Source organism: Methylosinus sp. is20ea (assembly GCF_059718135.1).
On sequence record NZ_AP046088.1, the window covers coordinates 3,297,910 to 3,320,204 of the forward strand.

The 22,295-nt window shown below is 63.1% G+C and carries 15 protein-coding genes; 10 read left to right on the top strand and 5 right to left on the bottom strand.

Annotated elements, in window-relative coordinates:
* Nucleotides 1–168: 168 nt before the first annotated feature.
* Genes AC6IY7_RS15490 through AC6IY7_RS15505 form a run of 4 tightly spaced genes read left to right on the top strand, consistent with a single transcriptional unit; the run spans nucleotide 169 to nucleotide 3,865 of the window.
* Nucleotides 169–1,062 (top strand): aliphatic sulfonate ABC transporter substrate-binding protein, encoded by an 894-nt coding sequence (locus AC6IY7_RS15490; protein WP_497780310.1) that lies wholly within the window; start codon nucleotides 169–171, stop codon nucleotides 1,060–1,062.
* A gap of 12 nt (nucleotides 1,063–1,074) precedes the next feature.
* Nucleotides 1,075–2,223: an FMNH2-dependent alkanesulfonate monooxygenase gene (ssuD, locus tag AC6IY7_RS15495; RefSeq protein WP_497780311.1), complete on the top strand. Its 1,149-nt coding sequence runs from the start codon at nucleotides 1,075–1,077 to the stop codon at nucleotides 2,221–2,223.
* An 8-nt stretch (nucleotides 2,224–2,231) separates the two neighbouring features.
* Entirely contained in the window at nucleotides 2,232–3,089 is an 858-nt protein-coding gene (locus AC6IY7_RS15500; protein WP_497780312.1) for an ABC transporter permease subunit, read from the top strand.
* A complete protein-coding gene (locus AC6IY7_RS15505; RefSeq protein ID WP_497780313.1) occupies nucleotides 3,086–3,865 on the top strand; it encodes an ATP-binding cassette domain-containing protein in 780 nt (259 codons plus the stop codon). Before AC6IY7_RS15500 ends, AC6IY7_RS15505 begins: the two co-directional genes overlap by 4 nt.
* A 22-nt stretch (nucleotides 3,866–3,887) precedes the next feature.
* Here AC6IY7_RS15505 and AC6IY7_RS15510 read toward each other — a convergent pair whose 3' ends face one another.
* Nucleotides 3,888–5,453 (bottom strand): rhodanese-like domain-containing protein, encoded by a 1,566-nt coding sequence (locus AC6IY7_RS15510; RefSeq protein WP_497780314.1) that lies wholly within the window; start codon nucleotides 5,451–5,453, stop codon nucleotides 3,888–3,890.
* A gap of 210 nt (nucleotides 5,454–5,663) precedes the next feature.
* On the opposite strand from AC6IY7_RS15510, the gene AC6IY7_RS15515 reads away from it, so the two are divergent.
* The gene (locus AC6IY7_RS15515; RefSeq protein WP_497780315.1) at nucleotides 5,664–8,141 is read left to right on the top strand and encodes a TonB-dependent receptor; all 2,478 of its coding nucleotides are present in this window, start codon (nucleotides 5,664–5,666) and stop codon (nucleotides 8,139–8,141) included.
* Between the two features lie 170 nt (nucleotides 8,142–8,311).
* Nucleotides 8,312–9,244 carry an aliphatic sulfonate ABC transporter substrate-binding protein gene (locus AC6IY7_RS15520; RefSeq protein WP_497782856.1) on the top strand — a complete coding sequence of 311 codons (933 nt, stop codon included), beginning with the start codon at nucleotides 8,312–8,314 and terminating at the stop codon, nucleotides 9,242–9,244.
* Nucleotides 9,245–9,389: 145 nt separating this feature from the next.
* On the opposite strand, the gene AC6IY7_RS15525 is transcribed toward AC6IY7_RS15520, so the two are convergent.
* A complete protein-coding gene (locus tag AC6IY7_RS15525; RefSeq protein ID WP_497780316.1) occupies nucleotides 9,390–9,641 on the bottom strand; it encodes a DUF6152 family protein in 252 nt (83 codons plus the stop codon).
* Between the two features lie 45 nt (nucleotides 9,642–9,686).
* Here AC6IY7_RS15525 and AC6IY7_RS15530 point away from each other — a divergent pair, with 45 nt between their 5' ends.
* On the top strand, nucleotides 9,687–10,439 hold the full coding sequence (locus AC6IY7_RS15530) for a hypothetical protein (RefSeq protein ID WP_497780317.1): 753 nt from the start codon (nucleotides 9,687–9,689) through the stop codon (nucleotides 10,437–10,439).
* 42 nt (nucleotides 10,440–10,481) lie between these two features.
* The gene (locus AC6IY7_RS15535; protein ID WP_497780318.1) at nucleotides 10,482–12,404 is read left to right on the top strand and encodes a tetratricopeptide repeat protein; all 1,923 of its coding nucleotides are present in this window, start codon (nucleotides 10,482–10,484) and stop codon (nucleotides 12,402–12,404) included.
* A gap of 10 nt (nucleotides 12,405–12,414) precedes the next feature.
* On the opposite strand, the gene AC6IY7_RS15540 is transcribed toward AC6IY7_RS15535, so the two are convergent.
* A complete protein-coding gene (locus AC6IY7_RS15540; protein ID WP_497780319.1) occupies nucleotides 12,415–14,736 on the bottom strand; it encodes an arylsulfatase in 2,322 nt (773 codons plus the stop codon).
* Nucleotides 14,737–15,414: 678 nt separating this feature from the next.
* On the opposite strand from AC6IY7_RS15540, the gene AC6IY7_RS15545 reads away from it, so the two are divergent.
* Nucleotides 15,415–18,657, top strand: a complete 3,243-nt coding sequence (locus AC6IY7_RS15545; RefSeq protein WP_497780320.1) for an efflux RND transporter permease subunit — start codon at nucleotides 15,415–15,417, stop codon at nucleotides 18,655–18,657.
* Between the two features lie 493 nt (nucleotides 18,658–19,150).
* Complete coding sequence (locus AC6IY7_RS15550) at nucleotides 19,151–21,661, top strand: TonB-dependent receptor plug domain-containing protein (protein WP_497780321.1); 2,511 nt, start codon at nucleotides 19,151–19,153, stop codon at nucleotides 21,659–21,661.
* On the opposite strand, the gene AC6IY7_RS15555 is transcribed toward AC6IY7_RS15550, so the two are convergent.
* Together AC6IY7_RS15555 and AC6IY7_RS15560 are read right to left on the bottom strand one after the other, a co-directional pair.
* Nucleotides 21,651–22,034, bottom strand: coding sequence for a hypothetical protein (locus AC6IY7_RS15555; protein WP_497780322.1), 384 nt, complete (start codon nucleotides 22,032–22,034; stop codon nucleotides 21,651–21,653). The genes AC6IY7_RS15550 and AC6IY7_RS15555 overlap by 11 nt on opposite strands.
* Nucleotides 21,989–22,294: an integrase arm-type DNA-binding domain-containing protein gene (locus tag AC6IY7_RS15560; RefSeq protein ID WP_497780323.1), complete on the bottom strand. Its 306-nt coding sequence runs from the start codon at nucleotides 22,292–22,294 to the stop codon at nucleotides 21,989–21,991. The genes AC6IY7_RS15555 and AC6IY7_RS15560 overlap by 46 nt, the downstream gene beginning before the upstream one ends.
* Nucleotide 22,295: the final 1 nt, after the last annotated feature.

Genomic DNA, 22,295 nt, shown 5'->3' on the forward strand with positions numbered 1-22,295 from the left:
TTTCCGCGACGAGCCGTCTTTGCAGCCAGTTCGCAGATCGCGTCGTCGATCGCGCCGAGCGGATTCTGTCGTCAGTTTTTCTCAGAGGTCGTGATGGCGCCGCCGGTTGTCGATCGCCGGGCCGTTGTCTTTGCCGCAGCCACCGCCGTTGCGGCTGCGACCTCTCTCATGGCGGCGACGGCCGAAATGCCGAAGGAGCTGGTGATCGGCTATCAGAAGTTCGGTGTGCTCCTGATCGCCAAAGCGCGGAAACTGCTGGAAAAACGGTTCGAGCACAGCGGCGTGGCCGTCAAATGGGTGGAGTTCCCCTTCGGGCCGCCGATGTTGGAGGCGCTCGGCGCCGGCGCCATCGATTATGGCTATACAGGCGACGCGCCACCGGTCTTTGCGCAAGCGGCGCATGGGCGGGTGGTCTATGCGGCGGCGGTTCCTGCGCGCGGCTATGGTCAGGGCGTCATCGCGCCGCGTCGCTCGGCGATCGAGCGCGCGGCCGATCTCAAAGGAAAGAGAATCGGCGTCGCCAAGGCGTCGAGCGCGCATAATCTGCTGATCTCGGCGCTGGAAAGCGCCGATCTGAAATGGGAGGACGTCACGCCCGCCTATCTCGCGCCGGCGGACGCCGCCGCGGCTTTCACGCGTGGCGCGATCGACGCGTGGTCGATCTGGGACCCTTATCTCGCGATCGCCGAGCTGAACGCCGCCGCGCGCCAGCTCGTGATCGAAGCGGACGCCGCCACGCAGAACAGCTTCTTTCTCGCCAACGCCGACTTCGCCGCGCGATATCCCGCGATCGTCGACGATATTAACGACGAGATCGCGAGAGCCTCAGAATGGGCAAGCGCGCATCGTGGCGAGGTCGCCGCCCTCTATGCCGAGGCGAGCGGCGTCCCGCTCGCGGCGCAGCGCAAATCGGTCGATCGAGCCGAATTCGCGCTCGTCGCGCTCGACGACGCCATTATCGCCCGACAGCAGCGGGTCGCGGATCGCTTTCTTGGTCTCGGGCTGATCCCGGCGCGCGTCGATATTCGCGAAATCGTCTGGAAGCGCCGGCCGGCCGACTGAAAGAAACGCGTCATGACCGACAGACCTCTCGACATGTTCTGGTTCATTCCCGTCAGTGGAGACGGCTCCTATCTCGGCTCGGACAAGGGCATTCGCTACGCCGAGTTCGACTATATGAAGGAAATCGCGCAAGCCGCCGATCGTTTGGGATTCGCCGGCGCGCTGTTGCCGGTCGGCAGCCATTGCGAGGACCCCTGGATCACCGCCGCGGCGCTCGCCACGCACACCAAGCGGCTGCGCTTTCTCGCGGCGCTGCGGCCGGGGCTCGCGACGCCCACCCATTGGGCGCGCCAGACGGCTGCCCTCGATCGCATCAGCGAGGGGCGCTTCATCGTCAATGTCGTCTCCGGGGGCGATCCGGTGGAGCTCGCCGGCGACGGCATTTTTCTCTCGCATGACCAACGCTATTCGCACGCCGCCGAATTCCTCACCGTCTTCCGCAGGCTGCTCGCCGGCGAGACGGTCGACTTCGCCGGCGAGCATATTCGCGTCGAAGGCGCGCGGCTGCTGTTTCCCACCGTGCAGAAGCGATTGCCGATCTGGTTCGGCGGCTCGTCCGACGCCGGCCTCGATGTGGCCGGGGAACATGCCGACGTCTATCTGACTTGGGGCGAGCCGCCGGCTGACGTCGCCGAGAAGATCGAGGCGGCGCGGAAGCGCGCGGCCAAGCACGGGCGGGAGCTGAAGTTCGGCCTGCGCATTCACATCATCGTGCGCGAGACGGCGCGCGAGGCGTGGGACGCCGCCGACAGGCTCATCGCCCATCTCTCGGACGAAGCGATCGCCGCCGCCCAGCGCAAGTTCGAGCTCGAATCGGACTCCGTCGGCCAAAAGCGAATGAGCGCGCTGCATAGCGGCAGGCGCGACCGGCTCGAGATTTCTCCGAATCTCTGGGCGGGCGTCGGCCTCGTGCGGCGCGGCGCGGGCACGGCGCTGGTCGGCGATCCCGAGACGGTCGCCGCGCGCCTGCGTGAATATCAGGCGCTCGGCGTCGACACGGTGATCGCCTCCGGTTATCCGCATCTGGAAGAAGCCTATAAGGTCGCCGAGCTGCTGTTTCCGCTCCTCGGAATCGAAACCGGCCGCAAATTGTCGCATGGCACCGCGGTCGGAGAATATGGCGTCGGCTCCGGCGCGCCGCCGCGCGCCGCCGCGGAATGAAGCGCGCGATGACCCATCCGCAGGAAGCGCTGATCTCCTCCGGCGGCTCCGCCCGCCGCGGCGCTTCGCGGCGCATTCGCTGGAGGGCGATCCTCGAGTCGAGGGCCGCGGCCTGGATCGTTCCGCTGTCGATCGTCGCGATCTGGCAGGCCGCCTGCGCCCTGGAGCTCACGCCGTCCACGCTGCTGCCTTCGCCGCTCGCAGTCGTCGACGCCGCTCGGCGACTGACGCTCACCGGGGAGCTGCCGCGCAATCTCGGCGTGAGCTTTCTGCGGGCGATCGGCGGCCTGGCGATCGGCGGGGCGATCGGCTTTATTTTCGGCTTGGCGAATGGCGTCTCCAAAATCAGCGAAGTTCTGGCCGACTCGACTTTGCAGATGGCGCGCAATATTCCACATCTCGCGCTGATCCCCCTCGTCATCCTCTGGCTCGGCATCGATGAGGAGGCGAAGCTCTTCCTGGTCTCGATCGGCGTGTTCTTCCCGATCTACGTCAACACGCTGCATGGCGTTCGCTCCGTCGATCCGCAGCTCGTCGAAATGGCGCGCAGCTACGGCATGCCCAGCCGCGAGCTGTTTCGGCAGGTGGTGCTGCCGGGCGCTCTGCCGTCGATCTTCGTCGGGCTGCGCTATGCGCTCGGCGTCATGTGGCTGACACTGATCGTCGCCGAGACCATCGCCGCGCAATCGGGGCTCGGCTATATGGCCATGCAGGCGCGCGAGTTCATGCAGGTCGATGTGGTCGTGCTGTCGATCCTGATCTACGCCTTGCTCGGCAAGCTCGCCGATTCCGTCGCGCGCTTGCTCGAGCGTGTCTGTCTTTCCTGGCATCCCGCTTTTCAGCGCGAGCGAGGGGACGCGTCATGACGATCGTCCAGACGGCTGTCGATACGCGGCTCCCACCCGGAGTGGCGGTGAGAGCGCGCAATCTCGACAAATCCTTCGGCGCCAAGCGCGTGCTGAGCGGGCTCGATCTCGAGGCGCCGGCCGGACAATTTTTGGCGATCGTCGGACGCAGCGGTTGCGGAAAGAGCACGCTGCTGCGCCTCGTCGCCGGCCTCGACGAGAAGACCCGCGGCGCCGTCTCATTCGGAGAATATGCGGATTCGCAAGCGCGCGACATTGTCCGGGTGATGTTCCAGGAGCCGCGTCTGCTGCCCTGGGCGCGCGTGCTCGCCAATGTCGAAGTCGGGCTCGGCGAGCGCCGCGGCGGCGCGGCCGGCCGCGAGCAGGCGCTCGAGGCGCTGCGCTCCGTCGGCCTGGAAGATCGCGCGCGGGATTGGCCGTCGACGCTCTCCGGCGGACAAAAGCAGCGCGTCGCTTTCGCGCGCGCGCTCGTCAGCCGTCCTCGGCTGTTGGCCTTCGATGAGCCGCTCGGCGCGCTCGACGCTCTCACGCGCGTCGAAATGCAGCGCCTGCTGGAGACGGCGTGGCTGCGCGAAGGCTTTACCGCTCTGCTGGTGACGCATGACGTCGCCGAGGCCGTCGCGCTCGCCGACCGCATCGTGATCATCGAGAATGGCGCGATCTCGCGGGACATCGCCGTCGACCTGCCGCGCCCGCGTCGGCGCGGCGCCGTCGAGGTCGCGGAGCTCGAGGAACAGATATTGGATTATTTGCTTGGAGAAGCCGCAGGGCGCTGAGCGGAGCCCGTCACCGTTTGTGCTATCTCACCACATGGAAATTCGCGACGCCGTCATTGGCGAGCTGCGCGACGAGCTGCAATTCCCAATCGATATAAGCCTGCATCGCTTCCCGCGAATTGTCGACGCCTTCATAGGGACGCTTGTAGCTGTCGTCCGCCTCGCCGAGCCATCGCGCATTCTCGGCCGTGAGGGCGCTGAAAGCCTGCGTTCCGCCGGCGAGCGCGACCGCGCCGCGAGCCGAGACGTTCTGCGCGCGGGCGAGATTGTCGAGCGCCGTCTCGCCGTCGGGAGAGACGAGCACGATCTGCTTGTCGCGCGGCAGCGTCGCGAGATCGCGCTCGAGATGCGCGAGCGCCGCCCAATAGGCTCCGGCGATGTGACCGGCGCGATAGACGGGGCTGCGGGATAGATCGACGATCGTGAAATTATCGCGCCCGGAGGCGAGTTCTTCCGGCGAGATCGTTGCGCCCGGCGCCGCGACAATCGGCGGACGTCGGCGTGGCGATGCGCCTCGCTCGGTCGCCGCGGCCGCTTGCGGCGAGAGAATGGCGGTCTCCCAGCCGAGTTGCGTCAGCCATGAAGCCGTCGACAGCGCGCGCGCTTCGAGATCGTCATAGAGAATGATCTTCGCGCCACGCACGGCCACCCATTCATCGGTGGCCTGCACGAGTTGTCCGCCCGGAGCGGAACGAAACCCGGGCGCATGGCCGGCGGCATATTCTTCCGGCGAGCGCACGTCGAGCAGATAGAGAGTGCGTCTGTCTTTCGTGGCGAGCGCTGCCTCGAATGCCGCGGCGTCGAGCGTCGCGACGCCGAGGCGCGCAGCGCGCGCGCGCGTTCCTGCGAGCGCGCGCTCGTGCTGCTCCCGGCCGAGCGGGGGAAAGCGTCGCGTCTGTCCACGGTCGAGCGCCAGCCCATCGAGCGTCCAGCCTATCGTGCCATTGCGCAGCGCGGCGACGCGATTGGGGATACCGGCGTCGACGAGGCTCTGCGTCCCGATGATCGAGCGCGTGCGTCCCGCGCAATTGACGATGACGAGCGTGTCCGGAGATGGCGCTATGTCGAAGACGCGCAAGGCGAGTTCTGCGCCCGGCACGCTGACAGCGTTCGGAATGCTCATCGTGTGATATTCCTCGAAGCGGCGCGCGTCGAGCACGACGGCGTCGGCGCCCGCGCGAATGAGGCCCTCGACCTCGCGCGCGGAGAGCGACGGCGTGTGGCGAATGGATTCGACGAGCTCGCCAAAGGCTTTCGACACGACATTGACGTCGCGGAACAGCTCGCCGATTTCGCGATAGGCCGAGAGGCCGCCCTCGAGCAGCGCCACATCCGAATAGCCCATGCTCGTGAAACGGCGCGCCGCCTGTTCCGCAAATCCCTCGCCATCGTCATAGACGACGATCTTCGCCGAGAGACGCGGGGCGAGGTCATAGGCTCTGGATTCGATCTCGGAGAAGGGCAGCGAGACAGCGAAGAACGGGTGCGCGCGCGAATAGGGCCCTTCCTCGCGTGCGTCGAACACGGCGACCTCGTCGCGCGCGCGCCAGAGCGCCCTCAGCGCATGCGCGGAAATCTGCTCGACCATAGGCTCTAACTCCCGATCTTTTCGGTAGGCTCATATGATGCGCGCCGGCGAGAGCGCGGCCTCTCGAGACGTCTCCGCCCAACATCATCACCCCTTCTATCCATCGATTTAGCAGCGCGCGCAAGCGGTCACGGCATAGCTTGACCGCGTCGGCGCCATAGGTATATTCACTTAATATAGATCGAGTTTATAGATTGATTGGGGCGCGACATGAGACTCGGACCGGAGACCTTCGACGTGCGGCGCGGCTTCCGTGTTCGGTCGAGACGGGGCGTTCTGCTCGCCGGGATCGCCTGCGTGTCGTTCGATGTCGCCCTCGCGCAGGAGGCGCAGGTCGACGATGTGCGTGTGACTGGCGGCGCGAGAGACGGAACGCAACGACAGGAACAAGTGACGAAGCAACCGCGGCCGATCGTCGTCGTGACCTCCAAGACAGCCGAACGCGAACATCTCGATCGCCTCACCGATCTCGCGCAAAAGGTCCCGAACTACAGAGTGGATGGCAGCCATCCGAGACGTCCGGCGACGATCCGCGGCGTCGGCCTGGGCGCCGGGACGGGAGATGGATCGGAGGCGGATACGGGCTTCGTCGTCGACAATGTGTTCTGGAAGAATTTCGGTTTTCAATGGGGCGATTTCGTCGACATCGAATCCTTCGAGATCGGCCTCGGCCCGCAGGGAACGGCCTTCGGCAAGAATACGACCGTCGGCAATATCGTTCTCCGCACGCAATTGCCGTCGTTCGAGCGCAAGGCGAGCTTCGAAACCTCTTTCGCCAATTACAATCGCATTATCGAAAAATTGAACGTCACCGGGCCGATCATCGACGACAAGCTGGCCTATCGCGTCGCATTCTATCTCGACAAGAGCGACGGCTGGATTCGCGATCAGGTGACCGGCGCTGGCTATCGCAACGACAATCGCTGGGGCGTGCGCGGGCAATTATATTATGTCGGCGACAGCGTGACCGACCGTTTGATCTTCAATTATGGGCGATCTGCCGAATACAGCAATATCGGCGCCTGCAGCAGCACGGTTTGCGCCTTCGGCGACTCCTTCCAGCTTTTCGCCAATGGCACGCTGCCTGCCCGCACCTATTCGCAGACGCTGGCGCAAAGGCTCGGACGGACCGTTCTCACCTTCGATCCGTTCAAGCCCTATTTCACGCGCACGCCGACATTCTACGCCCAGCAGCATAATGTCTCGAATGAGGCGAACGTCCAGATCGGCGAGAATACGCTGAGCTTCATTTCCGCCTACGGCCATTTCCGCTTGCAGCCGCGTGTGCCGCTCGGCAATCAGGAGCTCTCCATCAGCGGCGGCCGCGTCGACAGCTATGTCGACCAGTTCTCGCAGGAGATCAAATTCGCCTCGCCCAGGGAGCAGAAGCTCGAATGGGCGACGGGCCTCTATTCCATGTATGAATATGTCTGGAACCATAATCTGACCGAATTCGGCTCCGACGCGGCGGCATGGTTCGGCGCTCCGGCGCTGCTCAATGGGCTCCAGAACAATCGCGATGGAAAGGCGAGGACATTCCACGTCGCCGCCTACGGTCAGGCGACTTATCATGTCGACGAGCAATGGGCGCTGACCTTCGGCCTGCGCGATGGCTATGAGATAAAGGAAGGCTCGAATTTCAGCTGGGAGCAGGTCTATCCCAATCAATTTTCGCTCGCGCAACAGACGGCGGCGATTCGCTCCGGCGGCGGGCAGGGGTTCTTCGACACCGGCGGCGTGAGCAAAGGGCTCAATTCGCTCACGGGCGTCTTCAATCCGCAATATAGGCTCGACGAGCACATATTGATCTTCGGCCTCGTCGGGCGCGGGGAGAAAGCGGGCGCCGTCAATACGAGCGCCCAGCCGATCCTGGATGGCCAGAGCAATTTCAAGGGCTGGCAGCCGGTGATCACCAAACCGGAAGTGTCGTGGGACTATGAAATCGGCGCGAAGACGAGTTGGTTCGACGGCGCGCTCGTCGCCAATATCAATTTCTATTGGAACGACATCTATAATTTTCAAACCAATCTGACGGACACCTCCTACAAAGACAGTCTCGGCCAGCCGATCCGCACCACTTATCTGGGAACGGCCAATCATGTGCAACTGCGGGGTGTCGAGATCGATGGCCGTTGGACGCCGCTCGAGGGTCTCGCTTTCTCCTATTCCGGCGCGCGCACCGACGCCCGCTGGCTCGACTTCGCCAATGCGGCGACGCCCGCCGACTGGCTGTGGGCGACGCCGACCAATCCGCCCGCGGGCTTTCTCTCCGCTCCGCTGACATTGTCGCGCTCCAATTCGCGATGGGAGCTCGTCCCGCTCTGGTCGTTCAACGTCGGCGTGAATTACGAGCGGCCTTTGGGACCGCTGTTCCGCGATCTCGGCGAATGGGCGAACCAATCGGTCACGGGCTTTTTCTACGCCAACGCCGCTTGGCAGGACAAAGTCCAGCTGACAGATCCGCATGCCGTGTTTCAATATTGGACCTCGCCCTATACGCGCACGAATGTCGGCTTCGGCCTGAAAACGGATGACGAGCGTTATGCCTTGTCGGTGTGGGTGAAGAATCTGTTCGACAACCGCCCCTTCACCGCCTGGGCGCCGGGCAATGCGACGACGCCCGCGACGATCGGCTGGCCCAATGACCCTCGCACATTCGGCGGGACGATGCTCGTCAAGCTGTATTGATCGAGGGACGCGATGTCGAGATGACGCGTCGTAACAAACTATGTACTCACTAGGAAATATAGGCTGCTTGCGCTAGGGTCCGAGGCGCGGCGGCTTATCGCCGAAACGATCGGAGCGAGGCGTTCATGACGAGAAGAATTTGGAAATCCGCGGCCGTCAGAGTCATGGCGATGGTCGCGATATTGCTTCTCGCATCGATAGGAAGGCATGAGGCCTCCGCCGCCGAAGACGTTCTGCGCATCGGCTATCAGAAGTCCTCGTCGCTTCTCATTCTTCTCAAAGGGCAGGGCGCGCTCGAGAAAGCGCTGGCTCCATTGGGCGTGAAGGTCGCCTGGTATGAATTCAGCTCAGGCCTGCCGCTTCTAGAAGGCGTCAATGTCGGCAGCATCGATTTGTCGGCCGACGTCGCCGAGCCTGTCCCGCTCTTCGCCCAAGCGGCTAACGCCAAGCTGACCTATCTCGCGCAGGAAAAACCGTCGCCGACCGGTCAGGCGATCGTCGTGCGCAAGGACTCGCCGATCAAGACGCTCGCCGACCTCAAGGGCAAGAAGATCGGCTTTGCGAAAGCCGCAGGCGTCCACTATCTGACTCTGCAGACCTTGGAGAAAGCGGGCGTAAAGCTCAAAGATGCGGATGTCGTCTATCTTCAGCCCGCCGACGGGCGAGTTGCTTTCGAAAGAGGCGCGATAGATGCGTGGGCGATATGGGATCCTTTTTTGGCGGCGCTGCAGAAGAGCGTCGACGTCAGAGTGCTGGCGGATGGCGGGGCCGTCGGCGTGAGTTATCGGCGATTCTATCTGGCTTCGACGAAATATGCGCTGAGTCGACCCGATGTTTTGAGGGTCGTCGTCGACGAGCTCCGCAAAGCCGGAGAGTGGGTCAAGGCCCAACCTAAGGACGCCGCGGAGCGCTTGGCCCCCCTCATCGGACTCGACGCGGCGACCGTAGAGCTCGCCAATAGTCGACGCAGCTACGCAGTCGCTCTTGTGGACGAAGACGCGCTTACGGAACAACAGAAAATTTCCGACGCTTTCACCGAAGCCCGGCTTCTTCCCCGAAAGTTGGACGTGCGCGGCAACGACGTGTGGAAAGGCGCCCGTTGAATTCGATCCGCGCGCTTGCGCCGCGTCATCTCGCAAGAGAGCGCCGCCGCGACCACTATGGCCGCCAGCAATCTATGGACGATAAATCGAAGAGGAGAATCGAGGGGTATGATAGGCTCACGATCGGCCGGCGCTGCGCGGCTCACTAAGTTTGGGGACGATAGGGCGCCTCGCCTGGATTTCCGGCGCCTTCGCGTCCGGCGAAGAAATCACGTCCGTCGGGAAGTTTCACCGTGCTTCCGGCGATGACCTCCTTGCCGTTCTTGGCGCGATAGCCATTCACCGTGACGGCGCCGCCGATCGGAAAATCATCCTTGCGCGCGCCTCGGCGCAGCAAGGCAATCGGCGCTCCGAATTCCCCCGCCCAGTCGACGACCTTTCCATCGGAGTTCGTCACGTCGACATAGGCCCGGCCACCCTTCTTTCTTCTGCTAGCAGGCTTTTGCTGGCAAATGTCCTGATCCGGCGATCAGGTCTTCCTCGCGCAGAAAATTTCCTGGACTTCTCCGAGGCTCGCGACCTCGCCGAGAAAAATCCGGAAAAGCTCGCCGAGCTGAAGGCGGAGTTCGACCGCGAGGCGCGCCGCAACGCTGTCTTTCCGCTCGTGCCCATCCCCGAACCGGACAAATTCCCGTCGCCTGCTTCGGGCAAGAGCCATTTCGTGTTTTATGACGGGGTCGAGCGCCTTCCGACCCGCATCCTGCCCGAGATCGGCGCGCGCAGCCACAAGATCACCGCCGTGATCGACAATGACGACGGCAAGGCTGAAGGGGTGATCATCGCCGAGGGCGGCCGCCACGGCGGCTATTCTCTCTATGTGAAGGACGGCAGGCCGAGCTATCAGAACAATCTGTTCGGCCAGACGCTGGAAAAGCTCGTCGCATCCAAGCCTCTGCCGCGCGGCCGGGTCACCATCGTCTATGAATTCGACGTCGATTTTTCGCTGACCGAAGCCGCCAAGGGCCTTTTGTCATCGGCGCTCGTCGCCAAGGCGCGGCCGGGCGCGGGGCGATTGACCGTCAATGGCGAAGAGGTCGCGAGCAGCCATCTCAGCCTGTTCGGCGGCTTTCGCAGCATCGGCACGGAGACATTGGACATAGGCAAAGACCTCGGCTCTCCGGTTTCTCCCGATTACGACTCGCCCTTCGCCTTCACCGGCAGAGTGGAAAAAGTCGAGATCGATCTGAAAAAGTGAGCCGGCGTCCCGCTCGAGCCGCGGAATGCTTATGATCGTCACATGAACGGACTTCTTCGTCTCGTGGCGACTTTCGCCGCTCTCGGCTCGACATTCCTTCTGCTCAGCGTGTCGCCTGCGCGGGCGGAGCCAGAAGCCTCCTATGTCGGCGTGCGCGCCTGCGCGGCCTGCCATGCGACACAATCCGACGCCTGGAGCCGATCCCATCACGCGCGCAGCATGGCGGCGCCGACAGCGGAAACGGTTCTGGGCGATTTCTCCGGAGCCGATCCACGGTTTTTCCGGCGAGGAAAAGATTTTTTCATTCGCGCGGAAAACTCTACGGGAGAGGCGCAGGACTTCGCCGTGGCGGCGACGCTCGGCGTCGCGCCTTTGCAGCAATATTTGCTGAGCGTGCCCGGCGGACGTCTTCAGGCGTTTTCGACCGCCTGGGATTCCCGGCCCAGGGCCGAGGGCGGCCAGAGATGGTTCGATCTTTATCCGGGCGAGCGCATTTCACCCGGCGATCCGCTGCATTGGACCGCGCGGGCGCAAAACTGGAATTTCATGTGCGCCGATTGCCACTCGACCGGAGTGGTCAAGAACTACGGTTCCGAAACCGACAGCTACGAGACGCGCCGGCAGGAGGAGAACGTCTCCTGCGAGGCCTGCCATGGCCCCGGCTCGCGCCATGTCGAGCGAGCGAAAAAGGGCGGCGGCGCGGGGCTGATCGTCTCGGGTGCGAAGGCGGCCGGCATTTGGGGCGATTTCGACGAGCGCGGCATTCGCCGGTGGAACGGCGATGTTCGGAAAAACCCCTCAGAAGAGATTTGCGCGCCATGCCACTCCCGCCGGCGGCCGATCGCGCGAGCGCGGCCCGGCGAAACGTTTCTCGATGCTTTCATGCCCGAGCTATTGGAGCCGGGGCTCTATTTCGACGACGGCCAGATCAAGGACGAAGTCTTCGAATGGGGCTCGTTCCTGCAGAGCCGCATGCATGGCGCGGGCGTGACCTGCGTCGATTGCCACGAGCCGCATGGCGCCGGGCTGCGCGCCGAGGGCAATGCGCTCTGCGGCCAATGTCACTCGGAAAAGACGTTCGATCAGCCGCGGCATCATCATCACGCCGAGAACTCGCCCGCCGCGCAATGCGCCGCCTGCCATATGCCGCAGCGGGCCTATATGCAGATCCACATTCGTCATGATCATTCCTTTCGCATTCCCCGCCCGTCGGAGAGCGCGAAGCTCGGCGCGCCCAACGCCTGCAACGCCTGCCATGCTGACAAGAGCGCCGATTGGGCGGCGGCCAAATTGCGGGACTGGGGCGCGACACGGCAAGCGCCGGAGGAAACGGTCTCCGAAATCAGCCGGGCCACGCGCCTCGCCGCGGCCGCCAAGCGTCCCGGAGCCGGCGCTCTGCAGAGCCTGATCCCGGCGCTCCGCTCGACCTCGCCTTTGCTGCGCCTCGGCGCTCTGCGCGGCCTCGCGCCTTATGACGAAGCGCTCCGCGAAAAGCTCGCCGGACCTTTGCGCGACGATCCTGTGCGGGCGATCCGCATCGAAGCGGCGCGGCTGACCCCGCTCACCGATCATCCGGCGCTCGAGGAATGGCGCGCGGCCGAGAGGCTCGCGGAAGATCGTCCGGAAAGCCATCTCAATCTCGGCGCCTTGGCGGCCGAGCGCGGCGAGACGCAGGAGGCGCAAACCGAATTCGAGCGCGCATTGACGCTCGACCCGAATTATGCGCCGGCCTGGCTGAACCTCGCCGATCTCTTGCGGGCCACTGGACGCGACGCCGAGGCCGAGACGCCGCTGCGCAATGCGCTGGCCGCGGCGCCGGCCGACGCCGACGCGCATTATGCGCTGGCCCTGTGGCTCGTGCGGCAGGAGCGTCTCGCGGAGGCGAGAGCGCAGGTCGAGGCGGCGGCGCGGCTCTGGCCCCTGGACGCGCGCTTCATGGAATTGAGCCGCCTGCTGGCGCGCTGATCCCGAGCGGCTATTTCAGCTCCACGTGAACTTTGTCGATCTGGCCGTTGAAGGCGAAGGGCGCAGCGTAATCCGGGCTGACGGGCGCGCCGGAATCGAGGCCGACGTCGAGCGTCTCATTGTAGGAGAGCTGGAGATTTTCGATCCGCCCTTCCGCCACCTTCGCGCCATTGACGCTGAGGATGATCTTTCCGGCGAAGACCACGCGCGGCTCGAAGGAGGTGCGGACCGGCGGCGGCTTGGCGGCGTCGGGGACGAATTCCACGCCGATCCGCGCCGCGCCCACTGGAAGCTTCGTGGACGAGACGATTTTTCCCGCGACATTGCCCCAGGCCTTGGCGAGATAAATGAGTTTGCCGTCCTTCACATAGATCGAAAAGCCGCCGTAATCGCCGCCATCGGCGAAAATCACGCCTTTCGGTTCGGCAGGCAGGGTCACATCGGCGACGATCGAATGGGCGCGCCGGTTGAACTTCGGCCCGATGCGCTGCGGAATATGGTCGGCGCCGGGACGATAATCGAAGACATTGCGGCCATCGGCAGGCGACGGCAAATTGCCGCGCGCCGGCAGCAGGGGATAGATTTGCGTGCGCTTGGCCTCGCTGTCGAACAGAGTCTCCAGCTCCTTCACTTTCTCGGGCTTTTCCGCGGCGAGATCATGCGCCTGGGAGAAATCCGCGCGGAGATCGTAGAGCTCCCAAGGGTGTTGGCCGATCGCGAGATCGCCGCCGCGCGTCGCCGACCACGGCGCGACATGACGCGCGCCAGCCCACCAGCCATCCTGGTAGATGGCGCGATTGCCGGAGGTTTCGAACACTTGCCGCCTATGGCTGCTCGGCGCTTTCGCGTCGAAGAAGCTCGCCGCGAAGCTCTTGCCTTCGAGCGGCGTTTGCGCCACTCCGTCCACTTTGTCGGGCGGCATTATCCCCGCCAGCTCGAAGATGGTCGGCGCGATATCGGTGATGTGCTGGAATTGCGTGCGCAATTCGCCGCGCGCCTTGATCTTCGCCGGCCAGGAGACGATCAGCGGATCGCGCGTGCCGCCGAGATGCGAGGCGACCTGCTTCGTCCATTGGAAGGGCGTCGAGCTCGCCCAGGCCCAGGCGGCGGCATAATGATTGTCGAAAATCTCCTCGCCGAGCTCGTCGGCCCGCTTCAGCCGATCGGCAGGCGAAGGGGCGGTTCCATCCACCGCGATGACGTCGCGGCCGTCGACGCCGCCTTCGCCCGACCCGCCATTGTCGCCGGCGATGTAGAGCACCAGCGTGTTGTCGGCGATCCCGTCCTTTTCCAGGCTCTTCAGCAGACGGCCGATCTCGAAATCGGTCTGCTCCATGAAGGCGGCGTAGACCTCCATCTGCCGGGCGAACAGCTTCTTTTGGTCTCCCGAGAGCGTGTCCCAGGCCGGCAGCTCGGCGGGACGCGGAGTCAGCTCCGCATTGGCGGGAATAACGCCGAGAGCCTTCTGCCGCGCAAATATCTCCTCGCGCAATTTGTCCCAGCCCTGGTCGAAGGCGCCGCTATATTTGGCGATCCATTCTTTCGGAACCTGATGCGGCCAATGGGTGGCGCCGGGCGCGAAATAGAGCAGGAAAGGCTTGGCGGGCGCCACCGCCTCATGGGCATGAACCCATTTGACGGCGTCGTCGACGAGATCGGTCGTGAGGTGATAGCCCGGCTCGCCGGAGCGGATCGGATCGGCCGGCGTCGTGTTGCGATAGAGCCGCGGCGCGAACTGGCTGTCATAGCCGGCCAGAAACCCGTAGAAATATTCGAAGCCCAATCCCGTCGGCCAGCGATCGAAGGGACCGACAGGCGAGATTTCATCATAGGGCGTGTTGTGCCATTTGCCGAAGGCCGCTGTGCTGTAGCCATTGTCGCGCAAGACGCGGGCGAGGCTCGCGGCGTTCCTCGGCCAATGCGCATTGTAGCCGGGATAGCCGGTCGCGCCGTCGGCCACCGAGCCGAAACCGATTTGATGATCGGTGCGGCCCGACAATAATGCGGCGCGGGTCGGCGAGCACAGGGCGCTGACATGGAAGGCGTTGTATTTGAGGCCGCGCGCGGCCAGCCGATCCAGCTCCGGCGTTTTCGCCGGGCCGCCGAAAGTGGATGTGGCGCCGAAGCCGGCGTCGTCCAGCAGCACCAGCACGACATTGGGCGCGCCGCGCGCGGCCTCGACCGGCGCCGGCCAGACGGGCGGCGTGGCGTCGCGCGACGGAGCGGTGATCGAGACAGGAGAAGGTTCGGGCCTGGGCAGCGCTTCCTCGGCCCGGACGCCGATCGACAGAGCGAAGGCGACTGGAGCCGCGACGAGTGAAGCGTGACGCATAGAGATTCTTCCGATGCAGTGAGCTGGACGGCGTCCGACGAGGGCCCGGTTCCGGGATCTCGCACTTATCAGACGCTGACAGCAGTTCTTCTTCCTACTAATGTTGCGGCATTATACACGCAAGATCCATCCATCGGAGGACGGCGTATTCTCCTTCTCCCCGGCGCGGCATTTGCGACAGCGAACGCCTCCAGCATGACGGAACGGCCCGGCCGGGGCAGATCGCGCTTTTCCAGCGCGCCTCATAACCCTAGTATACAAGTAGGATAGTTATAGGTAGGGTAGCGCTATTGCGGACCGAACGGCAACCGTCCGGACGCCATGGGCGACGCCCCACATTCGGATGCCGTCGCAGCGACAAACGATCGAAGGGAGAGTCTGTGAAGCGCCGCGCGCCTCTTTCGTCTTGCATCCGACGCTCCTCATGATGGCTGCGGCCAGGAACCTGTCGGTCGATCTCGCGCCGGGTGTCGCCCTTGTCGAAACGATCGCCGAGAGCCGCGAAACGGGCGTCATGACAGCGCCTCGAGACGGGACAACAGCAATCCCGAGCTCGGTCGGCGACGTCATGATGTTCGCCACGCGGCCTGTCGGGCCGCTCGTCGGCGGCCTGTCAAAATGTCTATCGAAAAGCTCCGCGCGCGAAAGCGCGGGCGACGAAGCGGGAGCCCGCGATCCATGAGCTTGCTGGAAACAGCGGTCGCGCGGCCCGTCGCGACCACGCTGCTGATGGCTGGTTTGACCATGCTCGGAGCGGTCGCTTTTTTTCTGCTGCCCGTGGCGCCGGTTCCTCAAATCGACTATCCGATGATCAGCGTCGTCGCTTCCATGCCGGGCGCCAGTCCGCAGACCATGGCGGCATCCGTCGCGACACCGCTCGAAAAACGTCTCGGCAAGATCGCCAGCGTCAATGAAATGACGTCGACGAGCTCACTCGGCGCGACGCGAATTTCGCTGCAATTCGATCTCGACCGCGACATCAACGGCGCCCAGCGCGACATACAAGCGGCGATCGCCGCCGCGCGCGCGGATCTGCCCGCATCATTGCGCAACAACCCGACCACGCGCGCCACCGGCCCGGCGGACGTGCCGGTCCTCACCCTCTCGCTCACGTCGAGCACGCTCACCCAGGGTCAGCTCTTCGACGCCGCGTCCAACATATTGCAGCAGAAGCTCTCCCAGGTGGCGGGCGTGAGCCAGGTTTCGGTGAGCGGGGGCGCTCTGCCGGCCGTTCGCGTAGAGCTCGATCCGCGCGCGCTCTTCAAATTCGGCATTTCCCTGGAAGATGTGCGCGCCGCCCTCGCAGCGACGAATTACAATGCTCCCAAAGGCGCGCTGACGACCGATGAGTGGCGCTTGCAAATCTACTGCAATGATCAGCAGCGCCGAGCCGCCGATTATGAGAATCTCGTGATCGCATATCGAAACGGGGCCACGATCAGGCTGCACGATTTGGCGGAAGTGGTCGATTCGGTCGAGGACTCGCGCAGCTTCGGCCTCGTCGACGATGTGCCGGGAATTCAAGTCAATGTCTCCCGAGCCCCAGGAGCGAACAACATAGAGATCGTCGATGGGGTCAGAGCTCTGTTGCCGGCGCTCAACGCCGCATTGCCCGCCGGAGCGGAGATGCGCGTCATGCGGGATCGGACATTGACGATACGCACCTCGCTGCATGAGGTCGAGCAAAGTCTCGTCATTGCCGTCGCGCTCGTGATCCTGGTCGTATTCCTGTTCTTGCGCGATTGGCGTTCGACCATCATTCCCGGCATATCGGTGATCGTGTCCCTGATCGGCTCGTTCGGGGCGATGTATTTATTGGACTACACCCTCGACAATCTTTCCCTGATGGCGTTGACGATCGCCACGGGGTTCGTCGTCGACGACGCCATCGTCGTCGTCGAAAATGTCGTGCGCCATATAGAGGCGGGCGCGCCACGACGACGCGCAGTGATCGATGGAAGTCGAGAAGTCGTCCCCACCGTGCTGTCCATGAGCCTGTCGCTGGTCGCCGTGTTCATTCCGGTGTTGTTCATGGGCGGATTCGTCGGCCGCATGTTGCACGAATTCGCGGTCACGCTGTCGGTCGCGATTCTCATCTCTCTCGCGCTCTCGATCACCGCGACGCCCATGCTATGCGCGCAGCTCATGCGCGGGCATCCCCCAAAGTCCTCGCTCTGGATCCTTCGAGCCAGCGAGCGGGCTTTTTCGGCTCTGCAGCGCGGATATGAAAAGTCGCTCGAAGTCGCGCTTCGGCGCCCGCGCCTGACGATGCTCACGCTTTTCGCCGCGATCGGGCTCAACTTCCACTTATTGGCGATCATTCCGAAAGGGTTTTTTCCGACGCAGGACACCGGGCGCATGAGCGGAGCCCTCGTCGCCGACCAGAGCGTTTCTTTTGCGGTGATGAAGACGAAGCTGGAGCAGGCTATCGCCCTGCTGAAGAGCGATCCGGCGATCCAAACGGTCGCGGGCACGATAGGGGGGAGCTCCTTTGGTCCGAGCGGCTCCGTGAATGTCGCGGATATGCAGGTCACTTTGAAGCCGCTTCGGGAGCGCGGCGTCTCCGCCGACGAAATCCTCACACGATTGCGTCCGAAGCTCGCCAAGCTCAGCGGAGCCGCCCTGTATCTTCAATCTACGCAGGACGTCCGCATCGGAGGACGCCCGAGCAACGCTCTCTATCAATATACTCTCCAGTCCGACAATCTCGAGGAGCTCCAATCCTGGGCGCCTCGAGTGACCGAGGCGCTGCGGCGCAATCCCGTATTGCAGGACGTGAGCTCGGATCAACAAGACAAGGGACTGCAAACCAGTGTCCACGTCGACCGGGCGACCGCATCACGCTTCAACCTCACTTCGGCGCAGATCGACAACACGCTCTACGACGCATTCGGTCAAAGACAGGTCTCGACCATTTACGAACCGCTCAATCAATATCATGTCGTGATGGAGGTTGCGCCGCGACACCGCCAGTCGGTGGTTTCTATCGACGATCTCTATCTCGGCGTGAGCCAGAACGCCTCTAATGCTTCATCGTCAGTCAAAGGGACGTCGCTCGCCACACAGACGCAGGTCTATTCGGTTCGCAACAACGCCGCGGGTGGCAATGCGGTCAATTCGGGCGCCGAAACAATGGTGCCTCTCCCCGCTTTCAGTCGCCTGGATGCGGGAAAAACGCCGCTCCAGGTCAATCATCAAGGTAATTTCGCCGCGATCACCATCTCTTTCAATCTCACGGAGGGTAAGTCGCTCAGCGACGCGACGCGAGCGATCGACGAAACCATGGCGGCGATCGGAGCGCCCGCGACGATTCACGGCGTTTTCGCGGGCGCTGCGGCGAGCTATCAGGACGCCCTCGCCAATCAGCCTGTGCTGATCGCGGCGGCGCTGATGACGGTCTATATCGTGCTCGGGATCCTCTACGAGAGCTTTTTTCATCCGATCACGATTTTGTCGACGGTTCCATCCGCGGGCGTGGGCGCTCTCCTGGCTCTCATGGTCTGTAAGACGGACTTGAGCATCGTCGCGATGATCGGAGTGTTGTTGCTGATCGGAATCGTGAAGAAAAACGCAATCATGCTCATAGATTTCGCGATCGACGCGAAGCGTCGGAACGCGCTCGAGGCGGCGGAAGCGATCCGGCAAGCCTGCGTTTATCGGTTTCGACCGATCCTGATGACGACGATCGTCGCGCTTTTGAGCGCCGTTCCTTTGGCGTTCGGAACCGGCGAGGGATCGGAGATACGAAGGCCGCTCGGCATCGCGGTCATAGGCGGTTTGATCATGAGCCAGTTTTTGACGCTCTACACGACGCCGGTGATTTATCTTTATGTCGATCGGCTGCAGAATTGGCGACCTTCGATCCGGTTTTGGACCGAACGATTCCCGAGGACGCATGGTGGACCTCGAATCGGCTCCTAGAGCGTTCCGGCCGAAGCGGACACCGGTTCGGGCGTTGGAAATGCGTCAAAACAAAAAACTTTAGTCGCCGCCTCCGCTATTCTGAGATCGTGTCCGACAGCTCGGACAAACACGAGTTCATCGACGACGGGCCGAGAATCCGATCGTCCGCGCTATTCCTTTGCTCTCCGTGAGGACCATCTCGAAGTCTTTCGTACTGGTGGGAGCGGCCGCAAACACAAGAATTTTTTTGCAGAATCCACGTCTCAAAAAGACAAACGACCTTGTTTCCCTGCGAGGCAGGCTCATCCATTTCATATAGATAAATAACTACGCATTTTTATTCTCCTTATGAACTCGCTATGCTGACGTAATTAGTGATTTCATGTTGCGCGCGTCGCATAATTACGCCTACTATTCCAATGGTTTGAAAAGCATGCCGCCACACGACGCGCTTCGGCGCGTCCATTCGCGCGTTCGCGAATCGCCACTTCTTTCATTTGGAGAAGAATTCATGATTTTCCCCGCCGACGCCCGCTCCGCTCGGGAAAAACCGCGTCGTCATTATCGACGGTCGAAGCAGATCGGCGCCAGCGCATCGGCGCTCGCCCTAGCGATCATGACGTTGCCGGCGCGCGCCCAGACAGTGGCGGCCGAGTCGAAGCCGCGCGAAGCGGCGATAGAGGATGTCATCGTGACCGGCACACGCGACTATGGCGTCAAGGCGCGCGAGAGCACGGCGCCCGTCACTGTCGTCAGCGGCGAGCGGCTCAAAGCCACGGGTCGCACCAATCTCGTCGATGCGCTTCAACGTCTCGATCCGTCCTATTCGATCTATGGAGTCGGCGGCGATCTCAACAATCTCGTGCGCTCGCCGCGACTGCGCGGATTGACTGCCAGCCATGTGCTGGTGCTCGTCAACGGCAAGCGGCGTCACGGCACCGCCAATCTATCGTCTTCGGGCTTCACCAAAGGCGCAGCGGGCGCCGATCTCGACCTCATTCCGGTCGCGCTCGTCGATCATATCGAAATTCTCGAGGACGGCGCCGCCGCCCAATATGGCTCGGACGCCATCGCTGGCGTCATCAACATCATATTGAAGGCCGACTCCGACGGCGGCGGCGTCTCGGCCCTCGTCGGCTCCTATGGGCAAAGCTATAATCCGAACACGCATGGCAATGGGCTGACGCGCAATCTGCAGGCGGACAAGAGCTTCGCGATCGGCAATCAGGGTTTTCTGACGTTAGGCGCCGATCTTACATCTCATCTGCACAGCAATCAGACCGGGCCCGATCGCACATCGGACGGGACGGGCCTGCGCGTCGGCCCCGGAACCGCCTATCCCTGGGTCGATCCCAATGTCGCGGCCATCATCGGCGACGCCGCCTATATCAATGGCTCGGCCGGCCTCAACGCCGGCTATGAATTCGACAATGGCGTCCAGCTCTATCTCTTCGGCACGGGCGCGGGCCGTCGCGGCGACGCGTTCCAGAACTACCGCGCGCCCAATCTCAACGGAACGGCCGCAAACAAGATCATCGATCCGTTGGGCTTCGTGCCGGCCGAGACCATCCATGAGGAGGATTGGTCGCTGACAGGCGGCGCGAAGGGTAAGGTCTTAGACGATGTGAGATGGGATCTGAGCCTCACCTATGGCTCCGACAAGATCGACGTCGGCCTCGACCATTCCGCCAATGTATCGCTGTTCAACGATACGCTCACGGCCTTCGGCGCCGGTTGGACGCCGCGCCAATTCTATATCGGCCAATATTTGCGCACGCTGCGCACGATCAATCTCGATCTCGGCAAGGAGGTAGCGCCGAGCTTCCTGCCGGCGCCCGTCAACATATCGATCGGCGCCGAGAATCGTCACGAGACCTATGGGGTGCGGCGCGGCGATTTCTTCTCCTATTACTCGTCGGGCCCGGCGGCCTGGGTCGGCATAAGGCCGACGGACGAGAGCGATCACAGCCGCGAATCCTTCGCCGGCTATGTCGATTTCAGCAGCAAGCCGCTGCCGGACTGGAAGATCGACATAGCAGGCCGCTACGAGACCTTCAGCGACTTCGGCGATACGATCAACGGCAAGCTCTCGACGCGATACGATATTTCGCCAAGGATCGCATTGCGCGGCACGGTCAGCACCGGATTTCGCGCGCCGACGCTCGCGGAGGAGTTCTTCTCGCAGACGACCGTCTCTCCGACCACGGCGACCGTGGTGCTGCCGCCCAACTCCTCGGCTGCGCGCATCGCCGGTGGACAACCGCTGAAGCCCGAAAAGTCGACGAACATCAGCCTCGGCGTCGTGACCGAACCATTGAATGGCCTGCATGTCTCGGTCGACGCCTATCAGATCGATCTGCGCGACCGCGTCGTGACGACAGGCTCACTGACGGGTCCGACAGCGCTCGCTGCGATCACGGCGAGCGGCAATTCATTTCAGCCCGGCGCCGTCGGCACGGTCAGCTTCTTCGTCAACGGCGCCTTCACGAGAACGCGCGGCGTCGATGTGAAAGCCGATTACGCCTATGATCTCGGCTCCTATGGCGCATTGCGTTTCGACGCCGCGGCGAGTTTCATAGAGACGACGATCCTCTCCGTCGCCGCGGCGCCCGCGGCCTTCAATGGCGCGCCCTTGCTCAACGCCGCGGCGCGCTCGAACATCGTCGATGTGACGCCGCGCACGAAGGTGGTGTTCGGCGGCTCCTACCTCTACGACTCATGGACCTTCTCGCTGCATTTCACACAATATGGAAACATCAGCCAGACGGTGGCGTCGCCATTCACCGGCAGCGCTCCTTTCTTCACCAATGTCATCACGCCGAAATTCATTACGGATGGCGAGATCGCCTATGATTTCGGCTCGGGACTGCGTGCGGCGATCGGCGGCAATAATCTCTTCGGCGTGCGGCCCGACCAGACCGTGCCATTCTCGCGCAACCAAGGCGCCGCCATCTTCCCGGTGTTTTCTCCATTCGGCGTCAATGGCGGCTATTATTATGCGCGCGTTTCGCTCAGGTTTTGACCTTTCGAATCGGCTCTGGCGCGGGCAATGATCGACCAACGGTCAAAGCGAAGCAGGGCATCCAAGGCAGACGTAGCGTCGGCCGCCGGGAATTGCGTTCATGCCTCTTAAAGCCCCCGGCTTCGCCGGGGGATTTCCAGTCCTCGGCCAGCTGGAACATATTGGAAAGGAGCGCGTGAACGCGATTGGCGACGATCTCCCCGCCGCGAACGATACGCCGTCCTTGACGCTTCGTTTTCTCGTCCTTCGCCGTCTTGCCGGCAGCGATGTCCCGCATGACGCGCGAAATGTCCTGGCGCTCGACGTCGGAGACCTTCAGCGCGCCGATCAGCGGCTTGATGTGATTTTGCAGATTGCGCTTATCTCGAGCCAAAGCCGAGGGCCTTTTGTGAGGCCCCGCATACTCCTCGAGATAGCGCTCCCCCAGTGCCGCGACGTCGGCACGGATCGCTCGTGAGATCGAAGCTGGGCCGGATTTTCTTCCGAGGCGATCAATCCACGTAGGCGACGCACTTCGTTTTTCGCCTGCTCGGCGGTGAACTCGACGCGGTGTCGGCCGATCGTCACGCGATGGTCTCGACCGCCCTGGCTGTATTGCAGGAGGTAGATGCGGCGGCCCCCTTTAGGGATCACC

Coding starts and splice junctions, on each gene's coding strand:
- AC6IY7_RS15540 (WP_497780319.1), bottom strand. CDS start 14,736: ATGCGTCACGCTTCACTCGTCGCGGCTCCAGTCGCCTTCGCTCTGTCG.
- AC6IY7_RS15505 (WP_497780313.1), top strand. CDS start 3,086: ATGACGATCGTCCAGACGGCTGTCGATACGCGGCTCCCACCCGGAGTG.
- AC6IY7_RS15510 (WP_497780314.1), bottom strand. CDS start 5,453: ATGGTCGAGCAGATTTCCGCGCATGCGCTGAGGGCGCTCTGGCGCGCG.
- AC6IY7_RS15490 (WP_497780310.1), top strand. CDS start 169: ATGGCGGCGACGGCCGAAATGCCGAAGGAGCTGGTGATCGGCTATCAG.
- AC6IY7_RS15515 (WP_497780315.1), top strand. CDS start 5,664: ATGAGACTCGGACCGGAGACCTTCGACGTGCGGCGCGGCTTCCGTGTT.
- AC6IY7_RS15535 (WP_497780318.1), top strand. CDS start 10,482: ATGAACGGACTTCTTCGTCTCGTGGCGACTTTCGCCGCTCTCGGCTCG.
- AC6IY7_RS15520 (WP_497782856.1), top strand. CDS start 8,312: ATGGTCGCGATATTGCTTCTCGCATCGATAGGAAGGCATGAGGCCTCC.
- ssuD (WP_497780311.1), top strand. CDS start 1,075: ATGACCGACAGACCTCTCGACATGTTCTGGTTCATTCCCGTCAGTGGA.
- AC6IY7_RS15500 (WP_497780312.1), top strand. CDS start 2,232: ATGACCCATCCGCAGGAAGCGCTGATCTCCTCCGGCGGCTCCGCCCGC.
- AC6IY7_RS15550 (WP_497780321.1), top strand. CDS start 19,151: ATGATTTTCCCCGCCGACGCCCGCTCCGCTCGGGAAAAACCGCGTCGT.
- AC6IY7_RS15545 (WP_497780320.1), top strand. CDS start 15,415: ATGAGCTTGCTGGAAACAGCGGTCGCGCGGCCCGTCGCGACCACGCTG.